At 60.9% G+C, this 16,840-nt stretch carries 17 protein-coding genes; 6 read left to right on the plus strand and 11 right to left on the minus strand.

The window, feature by feature from the left end:
* The first annotated feature begins 96 nt into the window (after window positions 1–96).
* On the plus strand, window positions 97–1,338 hold the full coding sequence (locus ACZ9IM_RS13725; RefSeq protein ID WP_476224219.1) for a M20/M25/M40 family metallo-hydrolase: 1,242 nt from the start codon (window positions 97–99) through the stop codon (window positions 1,336–1,338).
* A gap of 192 nt (window positions 1,339–1,530) precedes the next feature.
* Here ACZ9IM_RS13725 and ACZ9IM_RS13730 read toward each other — a convergent pair whose 3' ends face one another.
* From ACZ9IM_RS13730 to ACZ9IM_RS13765, 8 genes are all read right to left on the minus strand, one after another.
* Window positions 1,531–2,400 carry an isocitrate lyase/PEP mutase family protein gene (locus tag ACZ9IM_RS13730; RefSeq protein WP_427627624.1) on the minus strand — a complete coding sequence of 290 codons (870 nt, stop codon included), beginning with the start codon at window positions 2,398–2,400 and terminating at the stop codon, window positions 1,531–1,533.
* A gap of 227 nt (window positions 2,401–2,627) precedes the next feature.
* A complete protein-coding gene (gene astA / locus ACZ9IM_RS13735) occupies window positions 2,628–3,662 on the minus strand; it encodes an arginine N-succinyltransferase (RefSeq protein ID WP_427627626.1) in 1,035 nt (344 codons plus the stop codon).
* A gap of 61 nt (window positions 3,663–3,723) precedes the next feature.
* The gene (locus ACZ9IM_RS13740; RefSeq protein ID WP_476224220.1) at window positions 3,724–4,740 is read right to left on the minus strand and encodes an arginine N-succinyltransferase; all 1,017 of its coding nucleotides are present in this window, start codon (window positions 4,738–4,740) and stop codon (window positions 3,724–3,726) included.
* A gap of 119 nt (window positions 4,741–4,859) precedes the next feature.
* Window positions 4,860–6,221, minus strand: a complete 1,362-nt coding sequence (locus ACZ9IM_RS13745) for an APC family permease (protein WP_476224221.1) — start codon at window positions 6,219–6,221, stop codon at window positions 4,860–4,862.
* Between the two features lie 57 nt (window positions 6,222–6,278).
* The gene (locus ACZ9IM_RS13750; protein WP_476224222.1) at window positions 6,279–7,031 is read right to left on the minus strand and encodes an N-formylglutamate amidohydrolase; all 753 of its coding nucleotides are present in this window, start codon (window positions 7,029–7,031) and stop codon (window positions 6,279–6,281) included.
* Window positions 7,015–8,346, minus strand: a complete 1,332-nt coding sequence (locus tag ACZ9IM_RS13755) for a type I glutamate--ammonia ligase (RefSeq protein WP_476224223.1) — start codon at window positions 8,344–8,346, stop codon at window positions 7,015–7,017. Before ACZ9IM_RS13755 ends, ACZ9IM_RS13750 begins: the two co-directional genes overlap by 17 nt.
* Window positions 8,343–8,987, minus strand: a complete 645-nt coding sequence (locus ACZ9IM_RS13760) for a cysteine hydrolase family protein (RefSeq protein WP_008073253.1) — start codon at window positions 8,985–8,987, stop codon at window positions 8,343–8,345. The genes ACZ9IM_RS13755 and ACZ9IM_RS13760 overlap by 4 nt, the downstream gene beginning before the upstream one ends.
* A gap of 2 nt (window positions 8,988–8,989) precedes the next feature.
* Window positions 8,990–9,844, minus strand: coding sequence for a MurR/RpiR family transcriptional regulator (locus ACZ9IM_RS13765; protein WP_476224224.1), 855 nt, complete (start codon window positions 9,842–9,844; stop codon window positions 8,990–8,992).
* A gap of 495 nt (window positions 9,845–10,339) precedes the next feature.
* Here ACZ9IM_RS13765 and ACZ9IM_RS13770 point away from each other — a divergent pair, with 495 nt between their 5' ends.
* Complete coding sequence (locus ACZ9IM_RS13770) at window positions 10,340–10,912, plus strand: histidine phosphatase family protein (RefSeq protein ID WP_476224225.1); 573 nt, start codon at window positions 10,340–10,342, stop codon at window positions 10,910–10,912.
* On the plus strand, window positions 10,912–11,667 hold the full coding sequence (gene cobF, locus ACZ9IM_RS13775) for a precorrin-6A synthase (deacetylating) (protein ID WP_476224226.1): 756 nt from the start codon (window positions 10,912–10,914) through the stop codon (window positions 11,665–11,667). The genes ACZ9IM_RS13770 and cobF overlap by 1 nt, the downstream gene beginning before the upstream one ends.
* A 124-nt stretch (window positions 11,668–11,791) precedes the next feature.
* On the opposite strand, the gene ftrA is transcribed toward cobF, so the two are convergent.
* A complete protein-coding gene (ftrA, locus tag ACZ9IM_RS13780; protein WP_476224227.1) occupies window positions 11,792–12,766 on the minus strand; it encodes a transcriptional regulator FtrA in 975 nt (324 codons plus the stop codon).
* 101 nt (window positions 12,767–12,867) lie between these two features.
* Here ftrA and ACZ9IM_RS13785 point away from each other — a divergent pair, with 101 nt between their 5' ends.
* Window positions 12,868–13,302 carry a rhodanese-like domain-containing protein gene (locus ACZ9IM_RS13785; RefSeq protein WP_476224228.1) on the plus strand — a complete coding sequence of 145 codons (435 nt, stop codon included), beginning with the start codon at window positions 12,868–12,870 and terminating at the stop codon, window positions 13,300–13,302.
* Window positions 13,303–13,493: 191 nt separating this feature from the next.
* Here ACZ9IM_RS13785 and ACZ9IM_RS13790 read toward each other — a convergent pair whose 3' ends face one another.
* Window positions 13,494–14,138 (minus strand): type 1 glutamine amidotransferase, encoded by a 645-nt coding sequence (locus tag ACZ9IM_RS13790; RefSeq protein ID WP_476224229.1) that lies wholly within the window; start codon window positions 14,136–14,138, stop codon window positions 13,494–13,496.
* 309 nt (window positions 14,139–14,447) lie between these two features.
* Here ACZ9IM_RS13790 and ACZ9IM_RS13795 point away from each other — a divergent pair, with 309 nt between their 5' ends.
* Window positions 14,448–15,227 carry an ABC transporter substrate-binding protein gene (locus tag ACZ9IM_RS13795; protein WP_427627646.1) on the plus strand — a complete coding sequence of 260 codons (780 nt, stop codon included), beginning with the start codon at window positions 14,448–14,450 and terminating at the stop codon, window positions 15,225–15,227.
* A gap of 186 nt (window positions 15,228–15,413) precedes the next feature.
* Entirely contained in the window at window positions 15,414–16,130 is a 717-nt protein-coding gene (locus ACZ9IM_RS13800) for an alpha/beta hydrolase (protein ID WP_476224230.1), read from the plus strand.
* 11 nt (window positions 16,131–16,141) lie between these two features.
* On the opposite strand, the gene ACZ9IM_RS13805 is transcribed toward ACZ9IM_RS13800, so the two are convergent.
* Complete coding sequence (locus ACZ9IM_RS13805; protein ID WP_476224231.1) at window positions 16,142–16,729, minus strand: DcrB/PsbP domain-containing protein; 588 nt, start codon at window positions 16,727–16,729, stop codon at window positions 16,142–16,144.
* Window positions 16,730–16,840: the final 111 nt, after the last annotated feature.

Genomic DNA, 16,840 nt, shown 5'->3' on the forward strand with positions numbered 1-16,840 from the left:
GGTCATTCAGGTTTGTAGGTGTCGCATCCGGTGTAGAGCCTTGCGTCGTAGTCAGGTAGGGTATTTTCGACCCCGACACGAAACAAGGATCGATTCATGACGTTCAAACGCTCTCGCTCCCTCCTGGCCACCAGCCTTGGCCTGACCCTCGCCCTCGGCGCCTTCACCCCTACAGCCTTCGCCGAACCCCATAAACAAGTCCTCGCCGATGCCGAACAGTACAAAGGTGAAGCCCTGAAACTGCTGGAACGGTTGGTGAACATTGACTCCGGCTCCGGTTATGAGCCGGGCCTGACCCAGGTGAGCGACATCGCCATCGAAGAGTTGAAGAAACTCGGTGCCACTATCGAACTCGTGCCCAACACTCCGGACAAGAGCAACCATGTGCTGGCCACGCTCAAAGGCACCGGCACGGCGAAAATCCTGCTGATGGCGCACATGGACACCGTGTTCAAGGAAGGCTCCGCCGCCGCGCGCCCGTTCCACATCAAGGACGGCCGCGCCTACGGGCCGGGCGTGATGGACGACAAGGGCGGCATCGTCGCCGGGATCTATGCACTGAAGGTCCTGAAAAACCTTGATTTCAAGGATTACGCGCAGATCACCTTCCTGCTCGACGCCAGCGAAGAAACCGGCTCGGACGTCGCCACCCATCTGATCAAGAACACCGCCAAGGCCCACGACGTAACACTCAACCTCGAACCGGGCCGCCCGGCGGATGGTTTGGTGGTATGGCGCAAAGGCAGCGCCACCGCCGTGGTTGAGGTCAAGGGCAAGGCATCTCACGCTGGCGTCGCGCCGGAGCTGGGACGTAACGCGGCCATGGAAGCCGCGCACCAGATCCTGCAACTCGGCAAACTGGGGGATGCGCAGAAGAAAACCACCATTAACTTTACCGTGCTCAATGCTGGCGATCGCACCAACGTGATTCCGGATCAGGCCACCGCCAAGGCTGACGTGCGGGCAGCGGTGCCGGAAGAGTTCGACCGGATCGAGAAGGACCTGGCGCGAGTCTCCAAGGACAAGCTGATTCCCGAGACTGAAGTGACCACTACCCTTAAACGCGGCTTGCCACCGATGCCGCAAACGGCGGAGTCGGATCGCTTGATGGCCATGGCCCAGGGGATTTACGGCGAAATTGGCCGCAAGCTGACGGAAGAAGGCAGCGGCGGGGCGGCGGATGCCAGCCTCTCGGCCGGGGTGGGTACGCCGACGCTGGATGGGTTCGGGATTGTCGGCGGCAATATCCATACCCCCGAGGAATACGCCGAGGTCGAGAGCGTGGCGCCACGGATTTATCTGCTGTCGCGGATGATTATGGAATTGACCAGGAAGTAATCGGCCAGATCATTCCTTGATGTGGGGCCGGCTCCCTGTGGCGAGGGGGCTTGCCCCCGTTCGGCTGCGCAGCAGTCGTAATCCAGACGACTCGGTGGGGCTGAAAGAATGCAGGGGCCGCTTCGCGCCCCAACGGGGGCAAGCCCCCTCGCCACAGGGGCCAGATGTCACACCATCATTTCCGCCGAACCCTCACTCTTTGACGCTCATATATTCCTTCGCCCAAACGATGTATTCCTCAGGCTGCGTGTACGTATGCGTCAGTTCAGTCGCGCTCAGATCCGATGCCTGGGTGAAGATCTGGCGTTGTTCGCGCAGGCTGTCATAAGTCGCCTTGATCGCCGCGAAGTACGCACCATGCCCGTCGATGGTGACGCGCACACCCAGTTCGGCGAGGCGATTGTCGTCGCGCAGCAACGGGTTGCCATAGGTGACCAGCATCAGCGGTACGCTCAGGTGCTCGGCGATTTGTTCGAGGTGGTCGAAGTCCCGCACGCCCACCATACAAATCCCGTCCGCCCCGGCCTGTTGGTATTGCTTGGTGCGGCTGATGATCTCCTGAACCGGCAGGATCCCGGCATTGGTCCGCGCAATGATCGCCATTTCCGAGTCGACCCGGGCTTCGAGCGCCGCGCGAATCTTGCCGACACCTTCGGCAACCGTGATCAGGTCGGTGGACTTGCGGCCGAATTGCGCCGGCAACAGGGTGTCTTCAATGGTCAGCGCGGCCACGCCGGCGCGTTCGAGTTCGACGATGGTGCGCATGACGTTGAGCGCGTTGCCATAGCCGTGGTCAGCGTCGGCGATCACCGGCAATTGGGCCACGCGGCCGATGCGGGTGGCCTGCTCGGCGAACTCGCTCAGGGTGATCAAGGCAAAGTCCGGGGCGCCCAGCACCTGCAACGACGCGACCGAACCACCCAGGATCCCCACCTCGAAACCCAGATCGGCGGCAATGCGTGCCGACATGGGGTCGAAGACCGACGCGGTGTGATAGCAGGCGTTGGAGGCGAACAGTTGGCGGAAATTACGGCGCAAATCTTGATGTGACAGCCTGGACATATGAGTTCCACCATACAAAGGAATGGAAGGGCTTGAGCAAAAGTGTCAACGCCGAAGGAACAAAAGGCTATCACGGGGAAGGGTAAAGAATGATGACGAATTTGTCGGCCAAGGGATGCAAGATCAAAGGATCGCAGCCTGCGGCAGCTCCTACAGGATGTTCAACGATCGATGCGGACGGGTGAAGAATGATGTAGGCGCTGCCGAAGGCTGCGATTTTTTTCCGATCACGCCGCCACCGCCTGCTGCTGTCGGTTGCGCAGCGGCACGGCACGCACCGAGTTGCCGGGTTGCAGTTGCAGGCGTTTGGCAGTGAGTCGGTCGACGATCAGGCTGTTGCCCACCAGCCGCGCCTGGGCAGTGGTGATGCGGCAGTTTTCCAGGCGGCGGTTGTGGATCAACCATATTGGCGCCTGGTCGTCGGGCGTGCCGATGGCCAGCTCCAAGCGTTGGCTGTCACGCACCGTGCGGATTCTCGATACCGGGGCTTCGATCACCGGGCCGGCGTCGAAGATGTCGATGTAACCCTTATGAGCAAATCCCTCGGCGGTGAGGATCTTCAGTGCAGGTTCGGTGTTCGGGTGCGGCTTGCCGATCACCGCCTGCGCCTGTTCGGTGAGCAGGCAGGTGTAGAGCGGCTGGCGCGGCATCAGTTCGGCGATGAATGCTTTGCTGCCAAGCCCCGACAAGTGATCGGCATGGCTGAAATCCATCTTGAAAAAGTGCCGACCCAGGCTGTCCCAGAACGGTGAGCAGCCTTGTTCGTCGGCACTGCCGCGCAGTTCGGCGATAAGCTTGTCGCCGAACAGATGGGGGAACTCGGCAACGAACAGCAGGCGCCCCAGCGACAGCAGTCGACCATTATTGCCATGACGTTGATCGTGTCGCAGAAACAGCGAACAGATTTCCGATTGGCCGGTCATTTCGTTGTTCAGGAACAACGTAGGGATCTGGCGCGCAATACCCAGGTCCGGCGAGGAGCTGACCGTGAGCCCCACCCGGTAGTTGTACCAGGGCTCCCGCAGGCCGACAGCCCCCACCAGGGCACTGACGCCGACCACTTGTTGATCGTCGTCCTCAAGCACGAACAGGTAATCGGCGTCCGCACGCTCGACCTGTTCGGCAAAGGTGCGCTGGGCCCAGCGTACACGGTGGGTCAGGCGCTCTTCACTGGCCGGCAGGGTGGTGAACCCGGGGCCGGCCCGTTGCACCAGATCAAGCAAGGCGGGCAGGTCGGTGACTTGAACCGGGCGGACAATCATGATGCAGCTCCTTCTTCGCGCATGTTCGGGCGCTGTCGTTGGGCACGGGGCCGGTGGCGGCTCACAGGGCGATCAACCGGATCGTGCTGGCGTCGGTCACATTCAGGGCCGCGCACATCTCGGCGCTCAAGGCCACGGGTTGCCCGGCGTGGTAGTCCAGCTCGGCAACAATTGCGCGGTAGTCCTTCAACGAATCGTTGCTCACCAAGTAACTGCCGCGCGCATCGATGGCTGAGTCAGGATGCACCGTGCCGATCTGGCTCTGGGCGATGGAGCGAATGCTCGAGGTGCGTGCGTACAGCGTCGGGCCAGCGTCGAACAGGTCGATGTAGCTGTTGGTCTCGAAGCCTTCGCGTTCAAGAATGTCGAAGGCCTCTTGACCGTCAGGATGAATCCGGCCGATACAGGCCTGTGCCGCTGGCGGCAGCATCGGCACGTAAATCGGGTATTGCGGCATCAGTTCGGCGAGAAACGTCCGGCTCTGCAGACCGCAAAGCCGTTCGGCCTCAACGTACGGCAGGTCGAAGAAATGCTTGCCCAGCGCATCCCAGAACGGTGACTGGCCCTGTTCGTCGCTGTAGCCAACGATTTCGGTGATCACCGCTTCGGCAAAGCGCGCCGTGTGGGCGGCGATGAACAGCAGCCGCGCCCGGGACAGTAATTCGGAAAACCGCGTACGTTCCAGCGCTGCGTCGATATGGAAGCCGCGCAGCAAAGTATGACTACTGAGGTCGTGGCACAACGATAGCGCCGGCACCCCGTGCTCGATGTTCAGCTCCCGCGAGGCACTGGTGAAATGGCGGTTGCGCAAACTGTAGAACGGCTCGTTGAACCCTGCGGTGGCGAGGATTTCCGAGCAGCCGACCAGACGGCGAGTCGTGAGATTTTCCAGCACGAAGAAATAATTCTCCGGACCAGGACCCTGGACGTCTTTCTCGAACGAAGCGCAGGAGGCGAGAATCTTCTCGCGCAGGCGTTCGGTGTCGTCCGGCAAGGACGTGACCCCCACCAGACTGTCGCGCGCCAGTTGCTGCAACTGGGGCAGGTCGGTTAACTCCACCGGGCGTAAGACCAGCATGGATGTACTCCTGTATCAAAGGGTTCGGCGATTTGCACCGAACCTGACTATCACTGTCGGTTTCCACGCTTGAAATCGGCAGTCGCCTGAATTCATGTCAGACGCTGCCCTTTTTCTTGTCAGCCATTGCTTGGGTCGGTGCTCGGATCAGGCAGCGCCGTGCTGGCACCCAGTTTGTTGAGGAAGAATAGATAGACCAGCCCCAGGGCAATCCAGATCAGGCCGAGTTTCTGTGCATCGACACCCATGTTGTACATGATGGCCGCGACGATGATGAAGCCGATTACCGGGCAGATCAGGTGACGGATCACCTGGCCGGACTTCTGCCGACGCCAGTAATAGTTGATGACGGTCAGGTGCAGCAACATGAAGCCGCTCAGGGCGCCGAAGTTCACCAGGGAGGTGAGGGTGTCCACCGAGTTGATGAACAGGTAGCAGATCACCAGCGACAGCACCGCCACCAGATAGATGCTCAAGTACGGCGTGTTGTGTTTCGGGTGCACCTTGGCCAGCACTTTCGGCAGTTTGCCGTCCCGGGCCATGCCGAACAGCAGGCGCGAAACCGCCGCTTGCGAGGTGATCGCGACGGCTACGCCCCAAGCCAGGGCGGTGGCCACGGCGGTCAAGGTTGCCAGCCAGCTGCCGGCGGCGATTTCGGCAATTTCATAGAACGCAGTGTCGGCGGACTTGAAGCCCAGGCCGGCGGCCAGATCCGTGGCAATCCAGGTCTGCACGACGAAGATCACGCCCATCACCAGCAATGTGATCAGCGCAGCTTTGCCGACGCTGCGGCCAGGGTCGCCCTTGATCTCTTCGGCGAGGGTGGAAATCGCATCGAAACCGAGGAACGACAGCACGGCAATCGACACCGCTTGCATCAGCAAGGCGAAGTTGAAGGTCTCGGGGTTGTACAGCGGCGCCAGGGTCAGTTGACCATTACCGCCGCCGCTGTGCAGGGCATTCCAGGCGTAGAACAGGAAGATCCCCAGCACCACCAGTTGCGCCAGTAGAAAGACGATGTTCATCCGCGCGGTGAAGGTAATGCCCCGCAGGTTGACGAAGGTGGCGCTGACCAGAAAGGCCAGAATGAAGCCGACTTTCGGGATATCCGGGTACAAATGATTCAGCGCCATCGCCGCGTAGACGTAGAGCAGCGGCGGAATCAGCAAATAATCGAGCAGCATCAGCCAACCGGCGATAAACCCGACATGCGGGTTGAGGCCGCGTTGTGCGTAGGAATACACGGAGCCCGCAATCGGAAAGGCCCGGGCCATGCTGCCGTAACTGAAGGCGGTGAACAGCATCGCCACCATGCCGATGATGTAGGCCAGCGGCACCATCCCCGGCGCTTCGGCGTTGACGTAACCATAGACGCCGAACGGGGCGATGGGGATCATGAAGATCATCCCGTACACCACCAGGTCCGTCAGTGACAGGCTACGTTTCAACTCTTGCTTGTAGCCGAATTCTTCTATTTCCATGAAGCCCTTCTCCTTGATTTGAAAGCAGCTGCACGCTGCGAGTGTGAAGCTATTGCTCTACAGCAGTGGCGCCAGATAATCGGTCCAGCGACCGATGTCCTCGGGCGTGCGCAGCAGATCGTTGCGTACCTCGATCAGTACCGAGTCCAGTCCTCGTGCATCGCCGTGAACCGGCACGGTCATGTCACCCAGCGGATCGACCTTGTACGGCTGATTACCCGCGACTTTCAAGGGGTGCCGACTCAACCCGTCAATCACTCGCTGGGCGTACTCCCCGGCCTGTCCGTACAACACGCCGACTTCCAGCGCTCGTGGCTGGCCGTAATATATCGGCGTGAAACTGTGAATCCCCACCACGCGAACCGGCCGACCTTGCGCCACACGGGCGTCGATCAAGGTTTGCAGGCGTGCATGAAACGGCGTGAACAGGCAGTGTCGGCGATAATCGCGGGTGGCCTCGTCCAGATCCCGATTACCCGGCACCTGATAAATTTCGCTCTGCAAAGGAATGCTGTCCGCGGCATGGCGTGGGCGGTTGAGGTCGACCAACAGCCGTGAATAATTGGCCGCCAACAGGGTGGCGCCCAGTGTTTGGGACAATCCCTCGGCCAGCGCCAGGGCGCCGATGTCCCAGGCGATGTGTTCGCGAGCGGCCTCGTGGCTCAAGCCCAGATCATTCAGCCCGGCCGGGATAAAACGACTGGCATGTTCACACACCAGAATCAGCGGGTGCCCGGAGGCTTCCCGGCTCAGGGTATACGCGGGCTGGGTATAGAGGCCCAGTTCGGCGGATTCAGTACAGGCGCGCATAGTGCTCACAAAGTTCGGCGGGCGAGAGCTGTTCCGTCAGCCTCAGTTCCTCGGTTTTAAGGGCGAACCAGGTGCCCAGCAAGGCGCTCGGCAGGGCTTCGATCAGCGCCTCGCTGTTGCGCAGGCATTCCAGGGCCTGGGACAGGGACGCGGGCAGGGCGACGATGCCGCGCGCCTGGCGTTGCTCTTCGTTCAGTGAATCGGGGACTTCATCGGTGATCGCGTTCAAGGCCAGGCGCTGCTCGATGCCCAGGCGCCCGGCGATCAGCAACACGGCCATGGCCAGATGCGGCGAGGCGGTGGCGTCCATGGCGCGAAATTCCAGGTTGTACTGCGCCGCCACGGCTTTGCCGCCCAGGCTCACGGTCGGGCAAATCCGCAGCGCCGCTTCGCGGTTGCGTTGGCCGAGGCAGGCGTAGGAAGCGCTCCAGTGATGAGGCTGCAAGCGTTCGTAGGACACCGGTGTCGGCGCGGTAAAGGCGCAGAGCGCCGGCAAATAATGCAGAACGCCGGCGGCCCAATGCTGGCCGAGGGTCGACAGGCCGTTGCTGGTGCCTGCGTCGTACATCACCGGGTGGCCGGTCAGATTCTGCAGGCTCACGTGCAAATGCACGCCATTGCACACCGCCTGCTCGGAGGTCTTGGGCGCGAAACTCAAGTCCAGGCCCATTTGCCGGGCGATCTCACGGGTGATCTCTCGCAGGTTCACCGCGCGGTCGGCGGCGGCGACGCCGAGGGCGGGGCGGCAGGTGATTTCGTATTGGTGCTTGCCGTATTCCGGCAGGAACATCTCCGGCTCCACACCGCCGGCACGCAGTGCACTGAGCAACCAGCCGCCGAACTCGGCGCCCTGGCGCTGCGCCTCAAGAGAGAACGCCAGATGCTCAGCCGCGCCGCTGCCGAGGTTGAATTCATGTTCGAACGCGGCGTTGATCTGCAGTCCCAATTCGCTGCGATAACGCTCCACCTCGTTGTGCAACAACGTACGCGGGCAGGCGCCCCACGGGCGGCCATCGGTTTCGCGAATATCGCCGTGAATGAAGTCCAGCGCCGGGGCATTGGCGTCCGGGCCGTTGTTGACGGTCACACGGCTGCTCAAGTCGGGGATCAGCCGCAAGTCGCCATAAGCACCCCATGGGTTGCTGGCGGCGATGATGTCTTGCGGGGTCAGGGCGCTGTTGGCCGGCACCCAGCCGCAGCCCGCCACTTGATAGGCCTCGAGTTCGTCCGTGGGAAAGGAACGGCCGCGGGTCACGCCGATCAGGTCGGTGGTGACGATGGTGGTCATGGGTAATGGCGACAGGCGTTCGCTCATGGCTGCATCTCCTGCAACCGGCCGAGTACGGTCCGGGTGTCGGTGATCCAGCAGTAGCCCTTGATGGCGTTCAGGCAGGCGTAATGCCGTTGTTCGGTGTAAGTGGCGCAGGCATCTTCGACCAGCGTCACCAGGTAACCGCGGTCGGCGGCGTCCCGCACGGCCATGTCGACGCACTGGTCGGTGACGATGCCGGCGATGATCAGGTGTCGGGTTTCAAGGTTGCGCAGCACGTAATCGATGTTGGTGGAATTGAAGACCCCGGAAGAGGTCTTGGGCAGCACGATTTCGTTTTCGATCGGCGTCAGGTCATCGATGATTCGCGCTTGCGGGCTGCCCTTGGGCAGGTGCATGTCCGAGAGTTTGTGATCCAGCGAACGATCGCGACCATCGGCGGTGAGGCTTTCGATGAGCGTGTGCAGCACGTTTTGTCGTGCATTACGAAAGGCACTGAGCAGCCGGCGTTGATTGGGCACCACTTGCATGTGGGCGCGGGTCAGAAAGTATTCGGCATCCGGCCCGTTGAGGTGCGCGTCGAACTGCGGCTCAAGCCAGGCACGCTGCATGTCCACCAGCAACAGTGCGGTGTGGTCGGTGGCAAACGGCAAATCCCGGGGCGAGTGGTGGGGGAGCGTGAACATCCTTATTTTTCCTCCAGCAGGTGAGTGTCGAAGTCGTTCCGCAGGGCATCGATGCCTTCCAGGCGATCGGCCAGATCGGGGCTGCGCAGTGACAGGCAGGCAACCAGTGCTTCAACCTGAGCCAGCGCCGGAACCATCGAGTCGAAGGCCGACGCCGATTCCACCGGGGCACTGATGATCAGGTCGGCCATTTCTCGTAGCGGTGACGCGTAGATGTCGGTGAACAGCACGACCCGCGTATGTCGGCTCTTCGCGGCATTGGCGACCCGCAGGGCCTGGGACTGGTAGCGGCGATAATCGAACACCAGCACCACGTCCTGACGCTGCACGTCGAACAGCCGGTCCGGCAATTGCGCGTTGTCTTCCAGGGCAAAACAGCCGGGCCGCAGCAGGCGCAGATGGTTGAGCAAATAGTTGGCGAGGAAGCTGCTGAAGCGGCCGCCATAACAATGGATCTGATGGCGGGTGTCGAGCAGCCATTCGATGAGAATTCGTACATCTTCGGGGTGGGTCAGCGCCTGGGTCTCAACCAATGCCCGATGGCTGTTCGCCAGATAATGACCCCAAGGGTCATCTTTATTGAGATGGGCGCGGGGTTGCAACAGGGTACTGGGAGAGCGCAAGCGGTCATCCATGTCGCTGAGCAAGGCTTCCTGAAAGTCAGCATAACCGCTGAAACCAAGCTTCTTTACCAGCCGCACGATGGTCGGGTCGCTGACACCGGCATGTTCGGCCAGACGTGACATCGGGCCCAGCCCGTTACGCGGGTACTGATCCAGCAAGGCACGTATGACTTTGCGTTCCGACGGCGTAAGTTCCAGGCCGGGATCGGTGATCAGGTCTCTGAGAGAGGGCATCCGGGCTCCTGCTGGATGGGTGTGTCGGTTTCGTTTCATAAATTGCTAAAACAGTATTTATGTAACGGGTGCTACATGTCTAGCGAATTTTTCCACGGGTTTTCAAAGCCCAAATTGGGGCGAAAACCCCGTGCGCCGGGGGCTACGCGGATGTCGACTGGCTTTGTAGGACATCGCCCATGGTTGTGTGAGATATCGCCATTTCTTGGGGGAAATTGGAGACTGTAGGAGCTGTCGAGCCTGCGATCGGCTGCGAATCAGTTGTGAATCGGGTTGACGCGGTCTGCCTGACACACCGCGACTTCTGGTTTTACGACTGCTGCGCAGCCGATCGCAGCCTCGCAGGCTCGACAGCTCCTACAGGGCCGATCGCAGCCACGCGAGCTCGGCAGCTGCTACGAGGAATGCGTTCAGAGTGCGCGCTTCTTGCGGCACAATGACCCGGTTGTTTGCGGCGTCGTGCCGTTTTCCATCCTATCGACAGAGTGATCTTCCGTGCAGGCGACCCGCTTGACCCTGATGTGCCACGCTCGAACCGTCGCACAAAAATTGGCGCGTTTTCCTACGAATGAGCCGTTGGAAATGGATTGGCAATCGGCGAAGGGTTCGCGTTGCCGCCAGTTCAAGGGCACCCCCCGTTTGCTCTGTGGCCCGGAACTGCGGACCCGGCAAACCGCTGAGCTGTTTGGCCACGACGTGGAGATTGTCATGGCACTGGCAGATTGCGATTTCGGACGCTGGAAAGGCACGTCGATCGACGACCTGCAAACCTCCGAACCCGAGATGCTCCAGGCCTGGCTCAATGACCCGACCTCGGCACCCCACGGTGGAGAATCGGTGGCGCAACTCAGTGAACGGGTGGCTGCGTGGTTGAATAGCCTTGAGGCGACGCCGGGGCATATCGTTGCCATCACCCATCCTTTTGTCATCCGCGCCGCACTGATGCAGGTGTTGCAGGGCGCGGCGTTCAACCAGATCGACGTCGAACCGTTGTCGGCCATCGAATTGCGGTTCAACGGTCGCTGGCGACTACGCTTGATGGGCACGGACCCTGAGGGAACACATTGATGAAAAAACTTCTGGTCATCGGTGTCGGCGCCGGCAACCCCGACTACATCACGATGCAGGCGGTGAAGGCGCTGAACCGCGTCGATGTGTTTTTCCTCATGGACAAGGGCCAGAGCAAAGACAAACTGATCGACCTGCGCCGCGAGCTCTGTGAGCGCTACATCACTGATCGCGACTACCGCTTCGTTGAAGCCCACAGCCCGGAGCGGGAGCGCGGGGATGTGGACTACAAGGCCAGCGTCGAAGATCTGAACCGCGCCAAGCAGCAGACCTTCGAGCGGTTGATCAACGAGGAAATGACTGACAATCAGTGCGGCGGTTTTCTGGTGTGGGGCGATCCCGCGTTGTACGACAGCACCATTCGGATTCTGCAGGCGATTCTGGTGTCAGGCCGGTGTGTGTTCGAGTTCGAAGTCATCCCCGGGATCACCAGCGTGCAGGCATTGGCGGCGCAACATAAGGTGCCGCTGAATCGCATCGGCCGCTCGATTGAAATCACCACCGGACGGCGGTTGGCGGCGGGGCAGGTGAGTGACGCCGACAGCCTGGTGGTGATGCTGGATGCGCAAGATGCCTACCATCAGGTGGCCGATCAGGAGACGGAGATTTACTGGGGGGCTTACCTGGGGACGCCGGATGAAATCCTGATCAGTGGCAAGCTCAAGGATGTCGCCGATGAGATTGAACGGGTGCGTAAGGCGGCGCGGCTGGCGCATGGGTGGATTATGGATACCTATCTGTTGCGCAAGCCTTGAGAAAACTGGTGTCTGGACTGGCCTCATCGCGAGCAGGCTCGCTCCCACATTAGACCGCGACCGTCCAGACCACTCGGTCAACTGTGGGAGCGGGCTTGCTCGCGAAGAGGCCCTCAAAAACACCTCAAAAAATCGCCTTTACCTCACGCCCAAACCGCTCCCGATAAACCGACGGCGGCACGCCGACCGCGCTGCGAAACGCCACCCGGAAACTCTCCACCGAACGATACCCACAGCGCTGGGCAATCTGCTCAGTGCTCTGGCGGGTGCTCTCCAACAATTCGCGGGCCCGGGCCAGGCGCTCATGCTGCAACCATGCCTTGGGCGGCAGGCCGCTGGCTTCGGTGAACCGCCGCAGGAACGTGCGTTCACTCATGGCCGCTTCGCTGGCCAGGTCGCGAACTTCCAGCGGTTCGTGCAGACGTTCCCGCGCCCACTGCATGACCCGCGACAGATCGCTGCGTGGCGTGGGGCTGACCGGTGACGGAATGAACTGCGCCTGGCCGCCGGTGCGTTGCGGCGACATCACCAAGCGCCGCGCCACCGAGTTGGCCACCTGAGTGCCGAAATCCCGCGCGACCAGGTGCAGGCAGGCATCAATGCCGGCGGCGCTGCCGGCCGAGGTGATCAATTGCCCGGAATCGACATACAGCACGTCCGGGTCCACCTGTATGTCCGGAAAACGCTCGGCCAGTTCCGCGGTGTAGCGCCAATGCGTCGTGGCGCCGTGACCGTCAAGCAAACCGGTGGCCGCCAGTACAAATACCCCGGAACAGATCGACAGCAATCGCGCGCCCCGGGCATGGGCCTGGCGCAGGGCGGCGAGCAAGGGTTCAGGCACCGCCGCGCTGCGGTCGCGCCAGCCGGGGATGATGATGGTCCGCGCCTCTTCCAGCAGTTCCATCCCGCCGTCGGCCAGCACCTGAATGCCGCCCATGGCACGCATCGGCCCTTGGTCGACGGCAACGATGCGATGCTCGTACCAAGGGAAATCGAACTCCGGCCGCGCCAGGCCGAAGATCTCCACGGCGATGCCGAATTCGAAAGTGCAGAGGCCGTCATAGGCCAGAATCGCGACCAATCCAGGGGTGGGCTGCATTTGGCGGAAAATTCCCGGTGAGTGTCTTGTGCGCCACTGTAGCGACAAGCGTAGGGCAGATAAAGTCTTCCCACACCCACCGAGACTTTGGAGTACAGCCCATGCCCAGCCTGGTTCGCGAAATTCCCGCCGCCCCATCTGCCATCGCCCTGATGCATTTCAGCAACCGTCTGACCTTCGAGACCGATTGTTCCGACGTCTTTGGCAGCCAACAGGCCGGCGAGGTGGATTTTGTCCTGGTCGACGTGCGCGGACCGTTGGCGTTCGAACGCGGACATGTGCCAGGCTCGATCAACATCCCGGGACGGCTGATCACGGCTGACGGTTTGGCGGCTTATTCGAAATCCACGCTGTTTGTGGTTTATTGCGCAGGGCCCCACTGCAACGGCGCCAACAAGGCCGCGGTGAAACTGGCGGCGCTGGGTTACCCGGTCAAGGAGATGATCGGCGGGGTGACCGGGTGGCTGGATGAAGGGTTTGAATTGAGTGTTGCGGTTGCACGCACCACAACGGCGGTCATTGGTTGCGAATGCTGACATTCAGGCGCGGGTGATCAACTGTGGCGAGGGGGCTTGCCCCCGTTGGGTCGCGAAGCGGCCCCAAACCCTGCCACCTCATTTTGTCGGGCACACCGCATTAACCGGTTTTACGACTGCTTCGCAGCCGAACGGGGCGATGCGGCGTTCCGACAAGCCCCCTCGCCACAAAAGCTCATCAATTCTCAGATTCAGCGATTAGCTGATGAAGCCGCCCACCACTCATCCAGCGTCACCTGCAACCAGCCAAACACGGCTGCATAGGCGGCGCTGTCCTGTGGCCCCCGTGGCAACGGCGACTCTTCGGCAAAGTACTCATTGAGAATTGCCACCGATTCGGCATTCCACTCCGGGTGGAACTGCAACCCCACCCGAGTCGCCCCGACGCGGTACATCTGCTGCTCACACACGTCACTGCTGGCCAGCAATTGCGCATCCGCCGGTGGATCAATCGCATCTTCGTGCCATTCCAGCACCTTCAGCGTCTGGCCATCCGCAAAGGTCACAGTCGTCCAGCCAGTTTCGGGGCGAGCCATGCGCCGCACATCCCCACCCAGGCTCAACGCCAGCAATTGCGCGCCCAGACAAATCGCAAACACCGCCGCGCCCTGAGCCAGACTCCCCGCCAGCCACTGACGCTCCGCTTCCAGCCACGTCGGCCCGGCGTTGGATTCATAAGGCCCACCCAACAGAATCGCGGGGGCCGCGCTCACCGGCGGCAACTGGCTGAGGTCGGCGCGAAACACGTTCAGCGTAATGCCACGGGCCCGGGCCCATTCGGCAATGGCGCCAGGACCTTCGGCGGGATGATGCTGGATCAGGTTCAACGTGGTCATCACGCTTCTCTTCCGGGGATGGGTTGGCGGGGTCAATGTGCGGCAAAAAAAGCTTCATCGCCAGTGCGACTGTTCGGTCGGAGCACACCCGAAACCGCGTAGGTTTTGTCTGAAGCAAAGGATTGTCCTACAGCCTTTGCACCACCGTGGCGCACGTTTCAAGTACCTTGAATCCCTCGGCTGTTTTTCTGTAAGTATTTGTCGCTTGAACACAATCTGCCCTCCTGAAGCCGCTCTAGACTGCCGGCCACTTCGGTCTTCACTAACCGAAAGCTGCCAAATAAAAGTCTCCGCACACAGGAGTTATAAATGAAGAAGCGAGTGATGTTCGGTGCCCTGGCACTGTCGATGTTGTCCCTGACCGCCATGGCCGATGACGCCAAGCCGATTCGCCTCGGTATCGAAGCCGGCTACCCGCCATTCTCGATGAAAACCCCGGACGGCAAACTCACCGGTTTCGACGTGGACATCGGCGATGCGTTGTGTGAGCAGATGAAAGTGAAGTGCACCTGGGTCGAGCAAGAGTTCGATGGTTTGATCCCGGCCCTGAAGGTCAAGAAAATCGACGCGATCCTGTCGTCCATGACCATCACCGACGATCGCAAGAAGAACGTCGATTTCACCATCAAGTACTACCACACCCCGGCGCGCTTCGTGATGAAGGAAGGCATCGACGTCAAGGATCCGCTGACCGAGCTCAAAGGCAAGAAAGTCGGTGTGTTGCGCGCCAGCACCCACGACCGTTTCGCCACGGAAGTGCTGGTGCCGGCCGGCATCAACCTGGTGCGTTACGGTTCCCAGCAGGAAGCCAACCTGGACATGGTCGCCGGTCGCCTCGACGCGATGCTGGCCGACTCGGTCAACCTGGACGACGGTTTCCTGAAAACCGACGCCGGTAAAGGCTTCGCCTTCGTAGGCCCGACCTATGAAGACGCCAAGTACTTCGGCGGCGGTGCCGGCATCGCCGTGCGCAAGGGTGATAAAGAGCTGGCGGACAAATTCAACACCGCTATCACCGAAATCCGCGCCAACGGCAAGTACAAGCAAGTGCAGGACAAGTACTTCAATTTTGATGTTTACGGCCATTAATACGCCGTAGAAAAAGTGGCCACTGTTGACGCGGTGGCCACTTTTTTTATGCTCTCACTATTGAGATGAGAAACCTGTGGGAGCGAGCCTGCTCGCGATGGCGACTTCAGCAACACCTGAAATGCCCGAGCATGCTTCACAGTGTTAGGCTTTGCCCCGAATCCTGCGCGCTGTGAAGGAAGGTTTATGTTGAAGTTACTCGCTCTGCTCACGCTCCTGGCGTCCACCGCCGTCCACGCTCAAACCCCGCTGCACACCGATCTGCCGCTCAAGTACCTGGAGCAGGCCCATGCTGAATCCCGCAACCAGCCTCTGGTGATTTTCCTGCACGGTTACGGCAGTAACGAGCAGGACCTGTTCGACATCAAGGATCAATTGCCGCCCCAGTACAACTACCTGTCGGTGCGGGCGCCGATGACGTTGGAGGAGGGCAGTTACCAGTGGTTTCGCCAGAAGGGCGAGGGCGCCTATGACGGTGAGACGGCCGACCTGAAGGCCAGCGGCCAGGTGTTGAGGGATTTTGTCGCACAAGCGGCGAAGAAATATCACACCGAAGCGGACAAGGTATTCCTGGTGGGTTTCAGCCAGGGCGCGATGATGTCCTACGAGGTCGCGTTGCGTCATCCCGACGCAGTGGGTGGAATTGCGGCACTGAGCGGGCGAATTCTGCCGGTACTCAAGTCCGAGCTCAAACCGGATGAAAAACGCCAGCAACTGGCAATTTTCATTGGTCATGGCACCGCCGACACACTCCTGCCCTATAACGACGGTACAGAGGCCGACAGCCTGTTGCAGCGCCTGTCACTCAAGCCCGAGTTTCATGCTTATCCGGGTGTCGGTCACAGCATCAGCGCCACCGAGATGCAGGATTTGAGCGCCTGGTTGCAGCGCCTCAATCCCTGAATCGGTCGGGTTTATTTGCCGCTGACGATTTGTTTCACCAGCGTTTCGTGGCCGGTTTTGTCGTTGGGGCGGGAAATGATCTGAACGATGGCCATGCGCGTGCCGGAAGCAGCCATCAACGTGCTGTCCAGCGTCATGCCGCCGCCCTGGGTGGCGGTGCTGTCGATCTGCCGAAGGCCCAGGCCCGTGCCTTTCTGAGTCAGGCTTTTTTCGCTGGTTTTGTTGAAATCCGGCAAGGCGTTGCGTTGCTCGGTGGCGAACGCGGACACGGCGTTGTCGAGGAATTCACCGTCGTTGTCCTTGACGTTGACGCCGCCGGGGATGGTGTTTTCAGCGGCGATCACCACGGTTTTGGTGGCCTGGTTGGTGTACATCGTACCCGTCGCCCCAGCAGTGCCGGTGGCCGCATCGCCGGCTGGCAGCGGGTTGGCGATGAAACCCTTGGGCAGGGTGAAGGTGAACTTGCCGCCGAGCATCGAGACCTTCTGGGCCGGCGCTTTGTCGCCAGCAGTGGCCTTGGCCGCCTGCGCATTCAAGGCACCCAGGCTGGTAGCCGCCATGAGCAGCAGAACAACGGCTTTTTTACTCAACAATGACATTCAAACTCTCCATGGGATGATCCGCGCTTTGACGGCGATCATCCCATGGAGGTCAGGAAGCACTCCAGCGCGAATGTGCTGACTGGTTACGCAGTACTGGCGAATGAGTTG

The sequence above is a fragment of the Pseudomonas sp. TE12508 genome (assembly GCF_056279485.1).